This is a genomic window from Chitinophaga sp. CCNWYY40 (assembly GCF_037483205.1).
GTDB classification, from domain to species: Bacteria; Bacteroidota; Bacteroidia; order Chitinophagales; family Chitinophagaceae; genus Chitinophaga; species Chitinophaga ginsengisegetis.
The window spans coordinates 710,830-726,476 of record NZ_JBBHLF010000005.1; the positions used below are offsets into that span (position 1 = coordinate 710,830).

Annotated in this window: 14 protein-coding genes and 1 tRNA gene; 11 read left to right on the forward strand and 4 right to left on the reverse strand. The window is 44.2% G+C overall.

The window, feature by feature from the left end:
- The first annotated feature begins 214 nt into the window (after positions 1 to 214).
- From V7S65_RS21930 to V7S65_RS21960, 7 genes are all read left to right on the forward strand, one after another.
- Positions 215 to 2,620: an ABC transporter permease gene (locus V7S65_RS21930; RefSeq protein ID WP_336387639.1), complete on the forward strand. Its 2,406-nt coding sequence runs from the start codon at positions 215 to 217 to the stop codon at positions 2,618 to 2,620.
- Between the two features lie 35 nt (positions 2,621 to 2,655).
- A complete protein-coding gene (locus tag V7S65_RS21935; RefSeq protein ID WP_336387638.1) occupies positions 2,656 to 3,456 on the forward strand; it encodes a lipid II flippase Amj family protein in 801 nt (266 codons plus the stop codon).
- Between the two features lie 181 nt (positions 3,457 to 3,637).
- A complete protein-coding gene (locus V7S65_RS21940; protein ID WP_133256128.1) occupies positions 3,638 to 4,054 on the forward strand; it encodes a hypothetical protein in 417 nt (138 codons plus the stop codon).
- 127 nt (positions 4,055 to 4,181) lie between these two features.
- Positions 4,182 to 4,991, forward strand: coding sequence for a helix-turn-helix domain-containing protein (locus tag V7S65_RS21945; RefSeq protein ID WP_336387636.1), 810 nt, complete (start codon positions 4,182 to 4,184; stop codon positions 4,989 to 4,991).
- A gap of 265 nt (positions 4,992 to 5,256) precedes the next feature.
- Complete coding sequence (locus V7S65_RS21950) at positions 5,257 to 5,958, forward strand: hypothetical protein (protein WP_111577222.1); 702 nt, start codon at positions 5,257 to 5,259, stop codon at positions 5,956 to 5,958.
- A complete protein-coding gene (locus V7S65_RS21955; RefSeq protein ID WP_336387635.1) occupies positions 5,955 to 6,929 on the forward strand; it encodes a c-type cytochrome in 975 nt (324 codons plus the stop codon). The genes V7S65_RS21950 and V7S65_RS21955 overlap by 4 nt, the downstream gene beginning before the upstream one ends.
- 26 nt (positions 6,930 to 6,955) lie before the next feature.
- Positions 6,956 to 7,366: a DsrE family protein gene (locus V7S65_RS21960; protein WP_227024449.1), complete on the forward strand. Its 411-nt coding sequence runs from the start codon at positions 6,956 to 6,958 to the stop codon at positions 7,364 to 7,366.
- 128 nt (positions 7,367 to 7,494) lie between these two features.
- Here the strand turns inward: V7S65_RS21960 and V7S65_RS21965 are convergent, their stop codons facing one another.
- A complete protein-coding gene (locus tag V7S65_RS21965; protein WP_336387634.1) occupies positions 7,495 to 7,872 on the reverse strand; it encodes a winged helix-turn-helix transcriptional regulator in 378 nt (125 codons plus the stop codon).
- Between the two features lie 76 nt (positions 7,873 to 7,948).
- On the opposite strand from V7S65_RS21965, the gene V7S65_RS21970 reads away from it, so the two are divergent.
- Entirely contained in the window at positions 7,949 to 8,779 is an 831-nt protein-coding gene (locus V7S65_RS21970; RefSeq protein ID WP_336387633.1) for an alpha/beta hydrolase, read from the forward strand.
- 208 nt (positions 8,780 to 8,987) lie between these two features.
- On the opposite strand, the gene V7S65_RS21975 is transcribed toward V7S65_RS21970, so the two are convergent.
- From V7S65_RS21975 to recQ, 3 genes are all read right to left on the reverse strand, one after another.
- Positions 8,988 to 9,060, reverse strand: a tRNA-Phe gene (locus V7S65_RS21975).
- Between the two features lie 83 nt (positions 9,061 to 9,143).
- Positions 9,144 to 9,911 (reverse strand): DUF3050 domain-containing protein, encoded by a 768-nt coding sequence (locus V7S65_RS21980; protein ID WP_336387632.1) that lies wholly within the window; start codon positions 9,909 to 9,911, stop codon positions 9,144 to 9,146.
- 30 nt (positions 9,912 to 9,941) lie between these two features.
- Positions 9,942 to 12,143, reverse strand: coding sequence for a DNA helicase RecQ (recQ, locus tag V7S65_RS21985; protein WP_079471469.1), 2,202 nt, complete (start codon positions 12,141 to 12,143; stop codon positions 9,942 to 9,944).
- A gap of 156 nt (positions 12,144 to 12,299) precedes the next feature.
- On the opposite strand from recQ, the gene V7S65_RS21990 reads away from it, so the two are divergent.
- The 3 genes from V7S65_RS21990 (at position 12,300) to V7S65_RS22000 (ending at position 15,604) form a co-directional block, all read left to right on the forward strand.
- Positions 12,300 to 13,274, forward strand: a complete 975-nt coding sequence (locus V7S65_RS21990) for a KpsF/GutQ family sugar-phosphate isomerase (protein WP_079471468.1) — start codon at positions 12,300 to 12,302, stop codon at positions 13,272 to 13,274.
- 2 nt (positions 13,275 to 13,276) lie between these two features.
- A complete protein-coding gene (locus V7S65_RS21995) occupies positions 13,277 to 14,368 on the forward strand; it encodes a mannose-1-phosphate guanylyltransferase (protein ID WP_079471467.1) in 1,092 nt (363 codons plus the stop codon).
- 99 nt (positions 14,369 to 14,467) lie between these two features.
- On the forward strand, positions 14,468 to 15,604 hold the full coding sequence (locus tag V7S65_RS22000) for a methionine aminotransferase (protein ID WP_336387631.1): 1,137 nt from the start codon (positions 14,468 to 14,470) through the stop codon (positions 15,602 to 15,604).
- Positions 15,605 to 15,647 lie beyond the last annotated feature (43 nt).

Consider the following 15,647-nt stretch of genomic DNA (forward strand, 5'->3'; position numbering starts at 1 on the left):
TACGAGGAATAAGCGTACAAAATACAAATAAAAAGGAAGGATATACATGATAATTTACCGGAGAAAGGTACCTTTCCTGCAAAGGCGCTTTCGTGCAAAAGTGAACAAAAGTTGTCCGGTAGCGGACAAAAATTCTCCATAATGCTGTTGATCGTCAATATGTTGAGGTGCGGCATTTTTTTCGCGGGAAGAAGAAACCACTATCCATTCGTTTATGATAAAGAACTACTTTCTGATTGCCTGGAGAAATATGGCGAAGAACCGTTTTTTTGCTGTGGTGAATATCTGGGGATTAGCTATCGGGATCACCTTTGTATTGCTGATTGGTGCGTATACCTGGGGAGAGTACCAGGTGAACCATTTTGTGAAGAACAGCGATCGTATTTTTCTGTTGAGAAGCAAATGGGCAAACCCGGAAACAGGGGTGGAGTTTGCAACATTAGGACCACTAACAAAAGCATTGCAGGACAATTATCCTTCATTGGTAGAAAAGGCTTATGCCCATGATGGGATTAACGTTGTTATTTCAATAGGAGATAAACATTTCAGGGAAGGAGTACAACCAGGGGATTCTACTTTTTTTGAGATGTTTAATTTCCCGGTTGCCTATGGCGATCCGCGTACAGCAATGGATAAGCCTAATGCAGTGGTGCTCACGGAGAAAAAAGCAAAGCAGTATTTCGGTCAAACGGATGTAGTAGGGAAGTTACTAAGAATACAATCCTTCGATGGCAGGAATGATAATTTTGAAGTGACAGCAGTAATAAAAGATCTGCCTTTTAACACCATCACTAATTTTTTTAAACCTGGTAATGAAATATTTCTTTCACCTGCCAGTATCCGCTATTTCGGAAGGGAGTTTGGATTTACCAGCTGGTTGTCGCCCAATATTGTGGGTTATGTATTGCTAAAGCCAGGCGTTACTGCCGAACAGTTGCGGGGTCCGATAAAAACGCTGTTAGCCACCAATACCACCGCAGAGATTCAACGTACGCTGGAGGTAACGCCGGTGGCTTTGAAAGACTGGTACCTCATGATGAATAAAGGGTTGGCTGGAAAAATGATAGCCGTTTTTTCTTTAGTGGCATTATTCATTCTGCTGATGGCGATTATAAATTTTGTAAACATTTCTATCGGTAATTCTTTAACGAGATTAAAAGAAATAGGTGTACGAAAAGCGATGGGAGGAAAGCGGCTGCAGCTGGTGCTTCAGTTTATCACAGAGTCAGTGCTGATCGTTACGTTTTCTTTTATTGTATCGCTGGGTTTATATTTTATACTAAGACCATTATTTGGTGAGATGATCGGAAAAGATATTCCAGCATTATCTTCTTTTCCTGCCTGGTTTGCGGTGTTGCCATTGATCGTTATCCTGTTTACAGGCTTACTCGCAGGGATTTATCCTGCGTTTGTATTGTCTGCGCAACCTTCTGTAACGGCGTTGAAAGGAAAGCTGAAGGATGTAAAGGAGAAATTATTTTTCAGGCAGTCGCTGGTAACGGTACAATTTGTAACGGCTATCGTGGTGTTTATTGCCGCGATTGTAATAGACCGGCAGGTGGCTTTCTTTTTCAATTCAGATCTTGGGTATAACAAAGAGAAGGTGGTAACTGTTGCGGTGCCACGCGACTGGACCACAGCTGGTGTGTCGCATATGGAACGTATGAGGGATGAGTTTCGCGCCATGCCGGAAATAAAAGACGCCACCTTTGCTTATGTAATCCCGGATGGAGCAGCCAGCGGAGCCAGCAGGATTTACAGGCCGGAAAATGATTCCAGCACTGCTATTTCAGCTGTATCGCTTATTACAGACGAACGTTACCTGTCCACCTACGATATCAAACTGGATGCGGGAAATTTTTATAACGGTACTCCAGGGGATTCTGCAAAAATTGTTATCAATGAAGCAGCCGTAAAGGCATTGGGCTGGAAGAGTGCGGAAGAGGCCATCAATAAGCCGCTGCGGTTGTATAATTTTAGCCCGGTGGTGCATGTGAGTGGCGTTACCCGCGATTTTCATTTTGGCACCCTGCATGACGCTATTACCCCGGTTTATTTTCAACCTGTGCGTGGTGCGAATATATACCGGTATTTATCGTTCCGCTTTAGTGCGGGAAATACAACTGCGCAAATAGCAGCATTGCAGCGCAAATGGCAGCAGGTTTTCCCGGATGCTCCTTTTGATTTCAAATTCCTGGACGATAGTATAGCACAGCTATATGATACCGAAACACAGATGCAGAAGGCTGCAAAAGCGGCTACAGTAGTATCGCTGATGATTGTATTGCTGGGAGTACTGGGAATTGTTACTATGAGTATTGCAAAAAGGAATAAGGAGATGGGAATAAGAAAAGTACTCGGTGCATCGGGCTTAAACATACTGCTGCTTTTTATAAAAGAATTTTCAGGAATCATTGTTGTTTCCAACATCATTGCCTGGCCGTTATCATGGTATCTCTTACATGGCTGGCTGATGGATTATGCTTACCGGGTCAATATCGGCTTATTACCTTTCCTGGTGGTGGGTGTTACCCTTGCCATACTGGTAGGGGTGATCATTGTAGGGATGACCAGCCGGTTAGTGGCTGTTAATCCGGTAAAGAGCCTGAGAACAGAATAATGTTTATTTTAGTAATTGTTTAAAGAATTACTAAAATGGCCACTCAGATTATCATTGTACTTGTGCTTACGATGTTTATTAACGGGATGACAACCTTATCCTATGCCGTGAGATTGGTGGGCGTAAAAACGGGTAGAATTGCCATTACTTTTTCTTTATTTAATATCCTCGTTCTTTTATCCCGCACCGCCAATACTTTGCAGGCGCCGTTACTGGCCAAAACAGTAGAGCAGGATCTGAAACACGGAGTTTCATCCAATACAGGGATATTCAGGTATATTATCCTGTCGTGTACGATTGGTGCCATACTTGGCGCACTGCTGATCCCTACTTTTCAGCGGTTGCTATCTAAGGCGGTGTCGCATTTTAGTGTGCACAAATCTATTCCCAGGTTATTTTATGTTGGCTTGTCCGGCGCCGGTATGCAGTTTGTGAAAGAAAGTATGCGGATGCCAACAAAAGAGCAATTTCTGGAATTGCCGGCTCACAGGGATATTCCCTGGCGCATTTTTATTTATAATGTCTTGGCCAGCGCTATCATAACTATTTCAGTTTTATCGTGCGTTTATGCTGCGTATCTGAACCCGGAGTACAGAACAACCGCCAGTAATTTATCCGGTGTTATAAACGGGTTGGCCACGGTATTGATGGTGTTGTTTATTGATCCGCATTTATCTATTCTTACGGATGATGTGGTATTGGGCAAGCTTTCAGAGGGTACTTTCAGGAGATTTGTTTCCTATATGGTAATTGCCCGTATCAGCGGAACCTTGCTTGCACAGCTGTTACTATTGCCGTGTGCGCAACTAATTGCATGGCTGGCAGAAAAAGTATAGTCTGTTTACAATTGATTAACAAATTTTTGAAATTTTCCGTGTTTTTTTGAAGATGAATTTTAACCCACGGAGATTATTTGTCATTGTTGGTGAACCACATTCAGGCAAAACAAGAACCATTCAATACTTGTTTCAGAGAAAGCAATTTTATCTCTTTAAACAGCCCATAAAACTGGATGCGTTGTGGAACAAAAAATTTATTGTTGTAAATACGCCGGACCCTTACTGCCGGGCAGATGACCAGCTTAACCGCATTAAATCTGTTATACAGTACCATACTGCATCTGATACTTCTTTTCTTTTTAGCCTCAACCTGGTATTGGATAACAGTGCATTTGATATCAGGAAGATCCTGTTATATTTTAATCAGTCTGCTTTTGAGGTTTATTATTTTGTTTTATACTCGAGCTGGTTTGATAAGAAAGTGATAAGAGAGGAGCATATATTTCAACTGCAACAGCTGGCAGAAAATGGCAGTATTCACTTGTTTGATAGGTTAGTTACCCAATCAGGACTGCGGTTTAACGAGAGGGTGGAAGAAGTGAAAGAGGCTATAGGAAAGATACTGGGAATAGCGATCAATGTAGATCCGCAATGAAAGGGCCGATGGGCGCGACGGTCATGCGGAAAAGCGTTGTTGTATAATCAGGGTGGGCCCCGGCTATTGTTAATTGTTTAAAAGCAGTCGGATATTTCAGATATTTGTACCAGTAAAGCATTTGAATATGTTCAAGGTGCAATCTTTCCGGCCACACAGGTTGTTACAGGATTTTGTACTTACTTACCTGATCCTGGAAAGTGATTTCCAGGAGGAAGGCTGCCGGAAGATGACCATACTGCCGCATCTTATTCAAAGCATTGTATTTAATATAGGCCCGCCGGATAAGGTTTATGATGTTACCAATAAGGAATATGTGGCATCAGACAGTATTACAGGCCCTAATGATATTGCTTGTGAACGCTGCATATATGCCGGAATGAAAAGCCTGGTGGTAAATCTTAAACCTGGCGCCTGGTTTAAACTCTTTCATATTCCGGCAACAAACTTCACAAATAAAAGCATTGATCTGTCGGTTGCCGGTTCTCATATACATGAACTGGGAGAGTTGCTAAGGGAATGCAATAATGGCCAGGAACAGGTTGCTATGCTGGAAGCATTTCTTCTCCGGCAGTTATTAAGCGAAAAAAAATATTCCAGAAGTTTAAATGAAGCGATACGGCTGATATATGCAGCAGACGGTAATATTACCATCCGCCAACTGGAGTTGGGAACCTATTTTACCAAACGTACGTTAGAAAGAAACTTCCTGGAACAAACGGGGCTTCGCCTGAAAACATTTTGTCGTATTGTGCGTTTCCGGCGAACGATTGAATACATAGAAAAGGAAAGAAAAACTCAATGGTGTTTATTGGCCAGCAGGTTCGGGTACAGCGACCAAACTCATTTTATCAAAGAGTTCAGGCATTTCGCGGGATGTTTACCACATGAATATCCTGGTTTCCGCAGCAGCCTGGAGCAGGCGTTGGGGATTTAAATTTTGTCACTTTTATCCGATAGTTCCCTTTCTTATTTTCCTAAATTAGCATCACTTGTAATTCCCCGTGTTAGTACGGTTAATCAATGATAACATTGGTTGACGAAGTTGGCCGTATTAATTATGTCGAAAATACATCTTCTGATATTTTTGACCGTCTCCTCGAAATTCCCCGCATTCCTTTAAAGCTGGTTTTATTGACTGCCTGGTATTAGCACTGGCTGATGTTACAGGTAAATATTGCATTCATCAAAACAGCAATCATATGAGTTATACTGAAAATGAAGCAACCAACCGCCGTGATTTTCTCGGGAAAATCATCGCAGGGGCAACGGTGCTTACTATGCCGTCCTTTGTTCCTTTGGACCTGCAGGCGGCGTTCGCTCCCGAAAAAATGAATATCGTTCCCGAAGACGCCGAAGCATGGGTGAATAAAATTAAGGGCAAACACAAAATGGTGCTGGATGTGGTTCGTCCGCACGACATACTGCCTTTTGCGTGGCCAAAAGTGTTTTTACTGACCAATGCCGCTACGGGTACGCCTGAAAAAGAATGCTGTGTGGTAGTGGTATTGCGTCACGACGCGATTCCATATGCCATGAAGAGTGAGCTATGGGAGAAGTATAAATTTGGAGAAGTATTTAAAGCAGATGATCCTGCCACAAAGGCGCCGGCAGTAAGAAACCCGTTCTGGCAGCCGAAGCCGGGAGATTTTAAAGTTCCGGGCGTTGGCGACGTGGCTATCGGGATCAATGAACTGCAGGCCAGCGGCGTATTATTCTGTGTATGTAACATGGCGATAACAGTGTACAGCGCAGTGGTGGCGCAAAACATGTCGCTCGACGCTGCGGAGGTCAAGAAAGAATGGATCGAAGGAATCTTACCGGGAATACAATTGGTGCCTTCCGGTGTATGGGCTGTAGGTCGCGCCCAGGAACGGAATTGCGGCTACTGTTTTGCGGGATGAAACAGATTTCTTTCCGGGTGTTGTGGAGCATGGTGTTGCTGGGATTGATACTGGTTGTTATTAAAGTGTTTTTCAGCAACCAGGTTAAACACGAAAAGAAGTCAACAGAAGCGCTATGGTTGGCTCCCGATACGGGTATGATTCCGCATACGCCAAATGGGGCAATGATCCGGTATGGCCGGGATCTTATTGCGCATACTTCCGTATATCTGGGACCAAAGGGAAAAATTGCGGTCATCAGCAATGGCATGAACTGCCAGAATTGCCACCTGGAAGCCGGTACCAGGCGCTGGGGAAACAATTATGGAGGCACGGCATCTACATACCCGAAATTCAGGGAAAGGAGCGGCATGGTTGAATCGATTGCCAAAAGGGTGAATGATTGTCTGATCCGCAGTCTTAATGGGAACGCGCTCGACAGTAACAGCCAGGAACTCAGGGCTATTATCGCTTACATACAATGGCTCGGGAAGGATGTGCCTAAAGGATACAAACCTCCCGGAAGCGGAATAAAAGAGCTGCCGTACCTCGAAAGAGAGGCCGACACGATAAAGGGCAAGCTGGTATATGTGCAGAAATGCAGTAAATGTCATGGAGAGAATGGCATGGGTAAGCTATCAGCAAGTGCTGTTGAGTATGAGTATCCGCCTTTGTGGGGAGAGCACTCTTATAATACGGGCGCCGGCATTTACCGGATATCAAGATTTGCCGGGTATGTAAAAAACAATATGCCGTTTGGCACCGACTATAGTAAAACACAATTAACGGACGAGGAAGCTTGGGATGTGGCTGCCTTTGTAAATTCACAACCACGTCCAGTTAAAAGATTCCCGGAAGACTGGCCAGTAATAAGCACCAAGCCGGCAGATCATCCTTTCGGGCCGTTCAGCGATACCTTTTCTGAACAACAGCATAAATACGGTCCATTTGGTCCTATTCTGCATCAGAGAGACAAGCAGCACATTAAATAATTCCTCATTCAAATAAAAATATGATCATGAAAAAGTTGTTTGTACTTGTTGGATGTTTGCTGGGATATATTGCATCTTATGCCCAGGCTGATTACAAGGTAATATTTGATATTACCAGTAAATCGGTAGAGGATCATAACACGGTGATGCGGCAGGTAAACGGTATCCTGAAAGGTAGTCCGGATGCACAACTGGAGGTGGCTGTTTACGGCGATGCATTGGATATGGTGTTAAAAGATAAATCAAAAATAACACCAGCCCTCACAGAGTTGCTGAACAATAAAAAAGTGAGCGTAAAAGTATGTGGCGCTACCATGAAGCGGAATAATAAAAATGCCAGTGAATTGATCCCGGGAGTTGAAGTAGTACCGGATGCTATTTATGAAATAATCACTAAACAGAGAGAAGGGTGGGGGTATATCAAAGTGGCGCATTAATAAAACAGGATACGCCTGTGGAGGTCAGAGCTCCTGGGCATAGATTGAGCCGATATGTAAGGGCAAAGAAAGGTCATCTTAACAATGGCCTTTTTTCGTGGGGTATCAGGTTACAGACAGGTAGCCCATTATATATCTTCTAAAAGATGAATCCTTTTTCCATCCGCATATTGCTTTCCCCAATCGCACAGGGTTTGTAAAATGGGTACAAGAGCGATCCCCTTACTAGTTAATTGGTAACTTATGCCGGCAGGTACTGTGTCCGGAATGGGTATTTTGACCAATATGGCATGTGTTTCTAATTCCTTCAGTTGCCGGCTTAGCACTTGTTCAGAAATAGCGGAGAGTTCCCGTTTCAGTAAACTAAAATGATCATTTCCGGACCAGATAGAATAAACGATCTGCGCTTTCCAGCGACCACTTATCATGTTTAAAGCGGAGTTCAACTCGCAGTTTAGGAACAAGAACTGCTCGTTCAAGCTATTGCTTGATGTTTCTTTTTTCATTGTACTCACAATTTTGAGCGTTATTGACGGTTGGCCAAAACTTCATGTTTTTTGTGCCGTCTAACTCAAATGTAAAATGAAAACAACGATTAAATTAGCCTTTATCACAGTTTTTACGCTGGCATTATATAAAGCAAATGCACAGCAGCGATGGATCATCAAATCCGCTAATTTAGCCAGGCCAGACACGGTATTGATATTTAAACCGGTTGACTATGACGCAAGGAAGGCGTATCCTTTGACTTACCTGTTGCATGGCTATAGCGAAAATTATCGTCAGTGGGCAAGAACCATAGATTGTCAAAAGATCGCTGACCAGTATCATATGATCATTGTGTTACCTGATGCATTTGTATCCTGGTATGTGAACAGCCCCTATCAAAAAGATTCCCGGATGGAAGACTTCTTTTTTAAAGAACTTGTGCCCAAAGTTCATTCTGCTTTCAAAATAGATAGGCGGAATGTTTTCATTACAGGTTTGAGCATGGGAGGGTATGGAGCCCTTCGGTATTTCATCAAACATCAGGACTATTTTAATACAGCCGGCAGTACCAGCGGCGCATTGATCGTTGATGCTCAGATTTTGCAGAAGGCAAGCTTGTTGTTTTTTAACAACAACAGGATAATCAGTGATCTTACCTGCTTATTGGGGGATCCCGGTGTGAATGACTGGCATCAATACAGCATTACGGATCTGCTCAAAAGTCAAAAGCATATAAAACCTTTTATTATTGATTGCGGTACAGAAGATATTTTGTACCCAGGCACTTTAGAGTTGAGAATGGTGGCGGATAGTTTGGCGATTCCTGTAACTTATATAGTACAACCCGGTAATCACAATACCGCGTATTGGCAGCAAGCAATACTTCACCATTTTGTGTATTTTAAAAGTAAGCTGATCAATTAATACTAATCTTTTTTATTCGCCTATTGTGCAGCAACTGCAATTGTGGATCTTCCACCGAAAGGGACATTATTTAAATTTAACAGGAAAAATGACCAGTGTAGAACCCCGCGGGTGAATGAAGTATTCCGCCAAATGACGGGCCTGGTCCGGGGTATAGGGGAAATAAAAAACGGGAACAAAACCTTTTACAGTTATGTTCCCGTTGCTGTGGTGTGAGCCGGGATCGAACCGGCGACACAAGGATTTTCAGTCCTTTGCTCTACCAACTGAGCTACCGCACCATCCGTTTTTTGTTGCCCTCTCTCGTGAGGGGATTGCAAAAGTAATACATTCTTTTGAATTGCAAAATTTTTTTGAGAAAATTTTACGAAATCACTTTTTCACTGAGAATACTGCTCCAAAGTTCATGCCGCCAATGCAGCGACTGGCGGGCATATTCAGCAGCTTCGTCCCATTTATTTTTGTCCGTGCCACATAATTCATTGACCATTTGCATGGCCAGTTGACTATGGTGATCACCGTCTACTTCTATGTGTCTTTCCAGGTAATAAATGAAGGTATCCAGCTTGCCCGGAAACTTCTGACCGAGGTCTTTTACCAGTGCGAGGAACATGTCAGGAATCAGGTCTTCCCTGCCGAAGGTAAATACGGCCGCCATAATATGTGCCTTACCGGTAGCAATCACCTCAAATGTGAAGCTAAGAAAGCCTTTTACGGCCTCAGGAAGGGCAGCTGTAGCTAGAATGCTTTGAATGGACTTTCCGGCTTTTATATCGGCTATAATCGCTTCTATGGGGCTGGTGTCGGCACCGGCCTGTTGCATGGCGCGTTCATACAGTTCAAAGTGGCTGCAACGGTTTCCTTCTTTATCCACGTCGCTTTCTTCACCGGTAACAATTTCATTGATCAGATAACGGGTTGCAGCATTGCCCACGGGCACCCAGGGTACATTTACACAGGTGAGTTGTTGCTGCAGTCCTTTCAGTAAAGACATAAAATCCCATACAGCATATACATGGTACTGCATAAAGGTGCGAACATCATCTAATGTTTGCAATTCAGCGTATAACGGGTGTGTTACTACTTTCTCCCTGGTGGAGGCGATGGTTTCCTGTATTTGTTTGATACTCATTCGTTGTAAATATTGTACTGGCAGCCGGCATTAATTGCCGTATACTACCAGGAATTTTATACGCATCAGCTTCAGTTGCTCCAGCGAATAATCATTTTCAATCAGTTCTTCCCTGGCAAGGGCGAGACTGGACGTTTCGCAGCCTTTGAAATACTCCATGATTTCATCCTGTGCATAGTCATCCAGTTCTTCATCCAGGCAGTAATCGATATTCAGTTTGGTGCCACTGGCTACAATGGTTTCCATTTCATCGAGTAACTGGGAGAGGGAAAGCTCTTTATTTTTTGCAATGGTTTCGAGCGGTATTTTCTTATCGATATTCTGGATAATAAATACTTTCATCCCGCTTTTATTCACCACGCTTTTCATAACGAAATCGTCCGGCTTGGTGATGTTATTTTCCTCTACGTATTTAGTGATTACATCCACAAACTGTTTGCCGTAGCGAATTGCTTTGCCTTTGCTCACGCCCTGGATTTTTTCCAGTTCCTGAACGGTGGTAGGGTATTGCGTCGCCATGTCTTCCAAAGAAGTTTCCAGGAAGATAACAAACGGTGGAAGGTTCTTTTCTTTGGATACTTTCTTGCGCAGTTCTTTCAACATTTCAAACAATGCAGGATCTGCAGATGCCTGTGCTTCTGCTGCAGCCTCTTCTTCTTCATCCAGGGTATCTTCATCAAACTGGTGATTCAGCGCTACCATGATGGAGTATGGCTTTTTGAGGAATTTGGCGCCCTTGTCGGTTACTTTGAGCAGGCCGTATTCTTCAATATCTTTTTCTATGAGCCCTTCCAGCATCATCTGGCGCATCAGGGAGTTCCAGAAGTGCGCATCAAATTCTTTTCCTTCTCCAAACACATCCAGTTTATCGTGGCGGTAGGTGCTGATCTGGGGGCTGGTTTTCCCGGTGATGATATTGATCACATACTCACTGCCAAAGCGCTCTTCGAGAGCACGGATGGCCTTCAGCATGATCACTACCCGGTTCTTGACCTCTATTTTTTCTTTCGGGTTGCGGCAGTTGTCGCACTGTCCGCAGTTTTCCGTTTCGTAATGTTCTCCGAAATAGTGCAGGATAACCCTGCGGCGGCATACGGCGCTTTCAGCATATGCCACGGTTTCGTTAATGAGCTGTGCGCCCATTTCACGTTCGCTGAGCGATTTGTCGCGCATAAGGTGTTCCAGTTTCTGCACATCCTTATGGGAATAGTAGCAGATACAATGCCCTTCCAGTCCGTCCCTTCCTGCACGACCGGTTTCCTGGTAGTAGTTTTCGAGACTCTTCGGAATGTTGTAGTGGATCACAAATCGTACGTCGGGTTTGTCGATGCCCATTCCAAATGCAATGGTGGCCACAATTACCTCTGTATCCTCATGAAGGAACATATCCTGGCGCTGTGCCCTGGTGGTGGGATCCAGGCCGGCGTGGTAGGCTACCGCCTTAACGCCGTTGGCTACCAGCATGTCTGCCAGTTCCTCGGTGGTTTTACGGTTCAGCGTGTAAATAATACCGCTTTTGCCTTTATGCTGATGAATGAACTTAACAATATCCTTGATGGTTTGTTCCTTTTTGCGTTTTGGTCTGATTTCATAATACAGGTTTGGACGGTTAAAGGAGGAAATAAAGATATTGGCCTTATTCAGACACAGGTTCTTTACGATATCGCTCTGTACTTTGGGGGTAGCAGTAGCGGTCAGGGCAATAATGGGCAGGTTATCACTGATCTGGTCGATCATTTCCTTCAGGCGACGGTATTCCGGCCTGAAGTCATGTCCCCATTCAGAAATACAGTGTGCCTCATCTACTGCAATAAAGGAGATCTCCAGTTCCTTGAAGAAATCCAGGTTTTCCTGTTTGGTGAGCGTTTCCGGAGCTACGTAGAGCAGCTTGGTTTTTCCCGCCGTCAGGTCGGCCCGCACTTTCTTGATCTGCGCCTTGGACAAGGTGGAGTTTAGAAAGTGTGCCACATTATCCTTACTGCTGTAGCCTCGTACCAGGTCTACCTGGTTTTTCATCAGCGCAATAAGGGGTGAAACGATCAGCGCACAACCCGGCCTCATCAGCGCCGGTAGTTGATAGCATAATGATTTACCTCCGCCGGTTGGCATTATCACAAAAGTATCTTTGCCTGAGAGGATGCTATTTATAATTTTTTCCTGATTTCCCTTAAAGGAATCGAACCCGAAGTGTTCGCGTAATGCATCCATCAAACGTTCCTTAACAACAGCCATTGCATTCAAATTTTAACTCTAAAGAACCATCAAATGACGAAATATATTTATATGTTTTTTAGGGGACACGAAGTTACTTAAAAAAGCGCGGAGTATCAATATAAATTACTTAACCGCTCCAGTGCTGGTTAAAAAATGATAAATTTGTAAATCGTCATGAAAAGGAATCAAACTATCAATATAGGACAGGTAGCCAGGCGCACAATTGCGATGGAGGCATCAGCTATTAATGATTTGCAGCATTTTATAGATGCAGATTTTGAAAAAGTTGTTGAAAGGATCGCTCAATGCCAGGGGAGACTCGTGGTAACCGGCATTGGTAAAAGCGCCATTATTGCCCAGAAAATAGTGGCGACATTTAATTCTACTGGTACGCCTGCCCTTTTCATGCATGCGGCAGATGCCATCCACGGGGATCTGGGGATGATCAGAGAGGAAGATGTAGTGATGTGCATCTCTAAAAGCGGCACTTCCGCCGAAATAAAGGTACTTGTTCCCCTGGTGAAGAATTTTGGCAACACTTTAATTGCGATGGTGGGGAATACCAGCTCGTTTTTAGCCCAGGAAGCTGATTTTGTACTCAATACCACCGTTAGTAAGGAAGCCTGCCCTAATAACCTCGCACCCACTACCAGCACCACCGCCCAGCTGGTGATGGGAGACGCATTGGCCGTTTGCCTCATAGAATGGCACGGATTTACTGCAGCAGACTTTGCAAAGTTCCATCCCGGAGGCGCTTTAGGAAAGAAATTGTACCTTAAGGTCGGGGATCTCAGCAAACAGCATAAAGCCCCACAGGTATTATCAAACAGCTCATTAAGAGAGGTGATTGTGGAAATTTCATCTAAAATGCTGGGCGTTACTGCCGTAGTGGATGAAAATGGATTACTTCAGGGTATCATTACAGATGGTGACCTGCGCAGAATGCTGGAGAAAGATGTTCCTACAGCAGCTGTAACGGCAAAAGATATAATGTCGCTTCACCCGAAATTGATCCAGCAGGATCAACTGGCCATCAACGCTTTAGAGATGATGCGCCAGCATGATATTACCCAACTGCTGGTAATGGACGGTGAACGGTATCAAGGTATTATTCACTTACATGATTTAATCAGAGAAGGAATTATTTAGAAATGACACAGCTGAACAGCCATTTTTATGTGGCAATAATGGCAGGGGGGATAGGCAGCCGGTTCTGGCCCCACAGCCGCACAGACAATCCCAAGCAGTTCCTGGATATCCTGAACACAGGAAAAACCCTGCTCCAATGGACTTATGAACGCTTCGCGCAGTTCATCCCAAAGGAAAATATATTCGTGGTAACCCACCACCAATATACCAGCAAGGTGAGTGATCAGTTACCTGAACTGCCCACAGCCAATATTGTGAGCGAACCATCCCGTAAAAATACAGCTCCCTGTGTTGCCTATATTTCCCACAAAATCCATAAACAGGACCCGCTGGCCAACATTATCTGTGCGCCGGCAGATCACCTTATCATGGATGGGCCGGCGTTTACCAATGCCTGTTTAAATGCGTTGCTGTTTGTACAGAAAAACAGCGCCCTGGTTACCCTGGGGATCAAGCCTACCCGGCCCGACACCGGTTACGGCTACATCCAGTTTGAACCACAGCACGTGGCAGATAATGTATACCAGGTAAAAACGTTTACAGAAAAGCCTAATCTGGAACTGGCCAAAACGTTCCTGCAAAGCGGTGATTTCCTCTGGAACGCCGGCATCTTTGTATGGAATGTAAAAACTATCCTGGCAGCTTTTAAACAATATCTTCCGGAGATAGATGAACTATTTGAACAGGCTACTCCCGCACTCAATACCCCACAGGAAAAAGAGGTAATGGAGAAAGTGTACCCGCAGTGCACCAACATCTCTATTGATTACGGTATTATGGAAAAGGCCAGCAACGTGTATGTGATCCCGTCCAATTTTGGATGGAGTGACCTGGGCACCTGGGCTTCCGCCTATGAGAACCTGGAAAAAGATTACCTCGGCAATGCAGTACAGGGCAAAAACGTAGTAGTGATCGATGCTACCAAATGCATGGTGAAAGTGCCCAACGAAAAGCTGGTACTCCTGCAGGGGCTGGATGAGTTTATCGTAATAGATACAAACGATGTGCTACTCATCTGCAAAAAAGAAAATGAACAACAGATCAAGGAATATGTAGGAGAAATCAAGCGCAACAAAGGCGAGAAGTTCCTGTAAATATTTTTGTGATTTTTGATATTGAAATTCAGATATTTAGTGGCTGAAAAGATTTTCTTACCAGCAGATGTCTGAATTTCAATATTTAAAAATCCGGTGATGATCTCAAAACTGCCCAATGTAGGCACTACTATATTTACCGTCATGTCTGCCCTGGCTGCCTCCCACCAGGCAATTAACCTCTCCCAGGGATTTCCTGATTACGACTGCAGCGACGAACTGAAAGCAATGGTAAATGAAGCCATGCAGCAGGGGCATAACCAATATGCTCCCATGCCGGGACTCCCGCAGCTACGCAATGCCATTGCCGCAAAAATCAGTAGTCTTTACCACCAGCAGGTACATCCTGATACAGAGATTACCATTACGCCCGGAGGTACTTACGCTATTTTTACCGCTATTGCTACGTGTATACATCCCGGTGATGAAGTGATTATTTTTGAACCGGCATACGACAGCTATATTCCAAATGTATTGGTAAACGGGGGAATACCCGTATTGATTTCCCTATCGTTTCCTGGCTACCGGATTAACTGGGACGAAGTAAGAAGTAAAATCACATCCCGCACCAGGATGATTATGCTGAATACCCCGCATAATCCCACGGGAAGCATCTTACAGGAAAATGATATGCAGGAACTGGAAAAACTGGTGGACGAATTTAACCTGATTGTACTGTCGGACGAAGTATATGAGCACCTGATTTTCGATGGCGCGCAGCACCACAGCGTATTGCGGTATCCTGCTATTTTCAGGAACAGCTTTGTTACCTTTTCTTTTGGAAAAGTATTTCATAATACCGGTTGGAAAATGGGTTATTGTGTAGCGCCCGAACACCTGATGAAGGAGTACCGGAAGGTGCATCAATACCTTTGCTTTTCGGTAAATACGCCTATGCAGTATGGACTGGCCAAATTCCTGGAAACACCGTCCCATTACCTGGAGCTGCCCGCATTTTACCAGCAGAAAAGAGATTATTTCCTTGAGTTAATGAAAGACACCCGGTTTACCCCGTTGGCCAGCCAGGGAAGTTATTTCCAACTGATGAAATACGACCGGATATCGGATGAAGGAGACAAGGATTTTGCAATCCGTATGACCAAAGAGTTTGGTGTGGCGGTTATCCCGGTATCAGCTTTTTACCAGGATGGAAAAGATGATCATGTGATCCGTTTTTGCTTTGCCAAAAAGCAGGCTACATTAGAACAGGCTGCGGCGCGATTGCAACAGATATAAAAAAAGGAGGCTGCTGATAACAGTTTGATCAATGCCTTTAAAT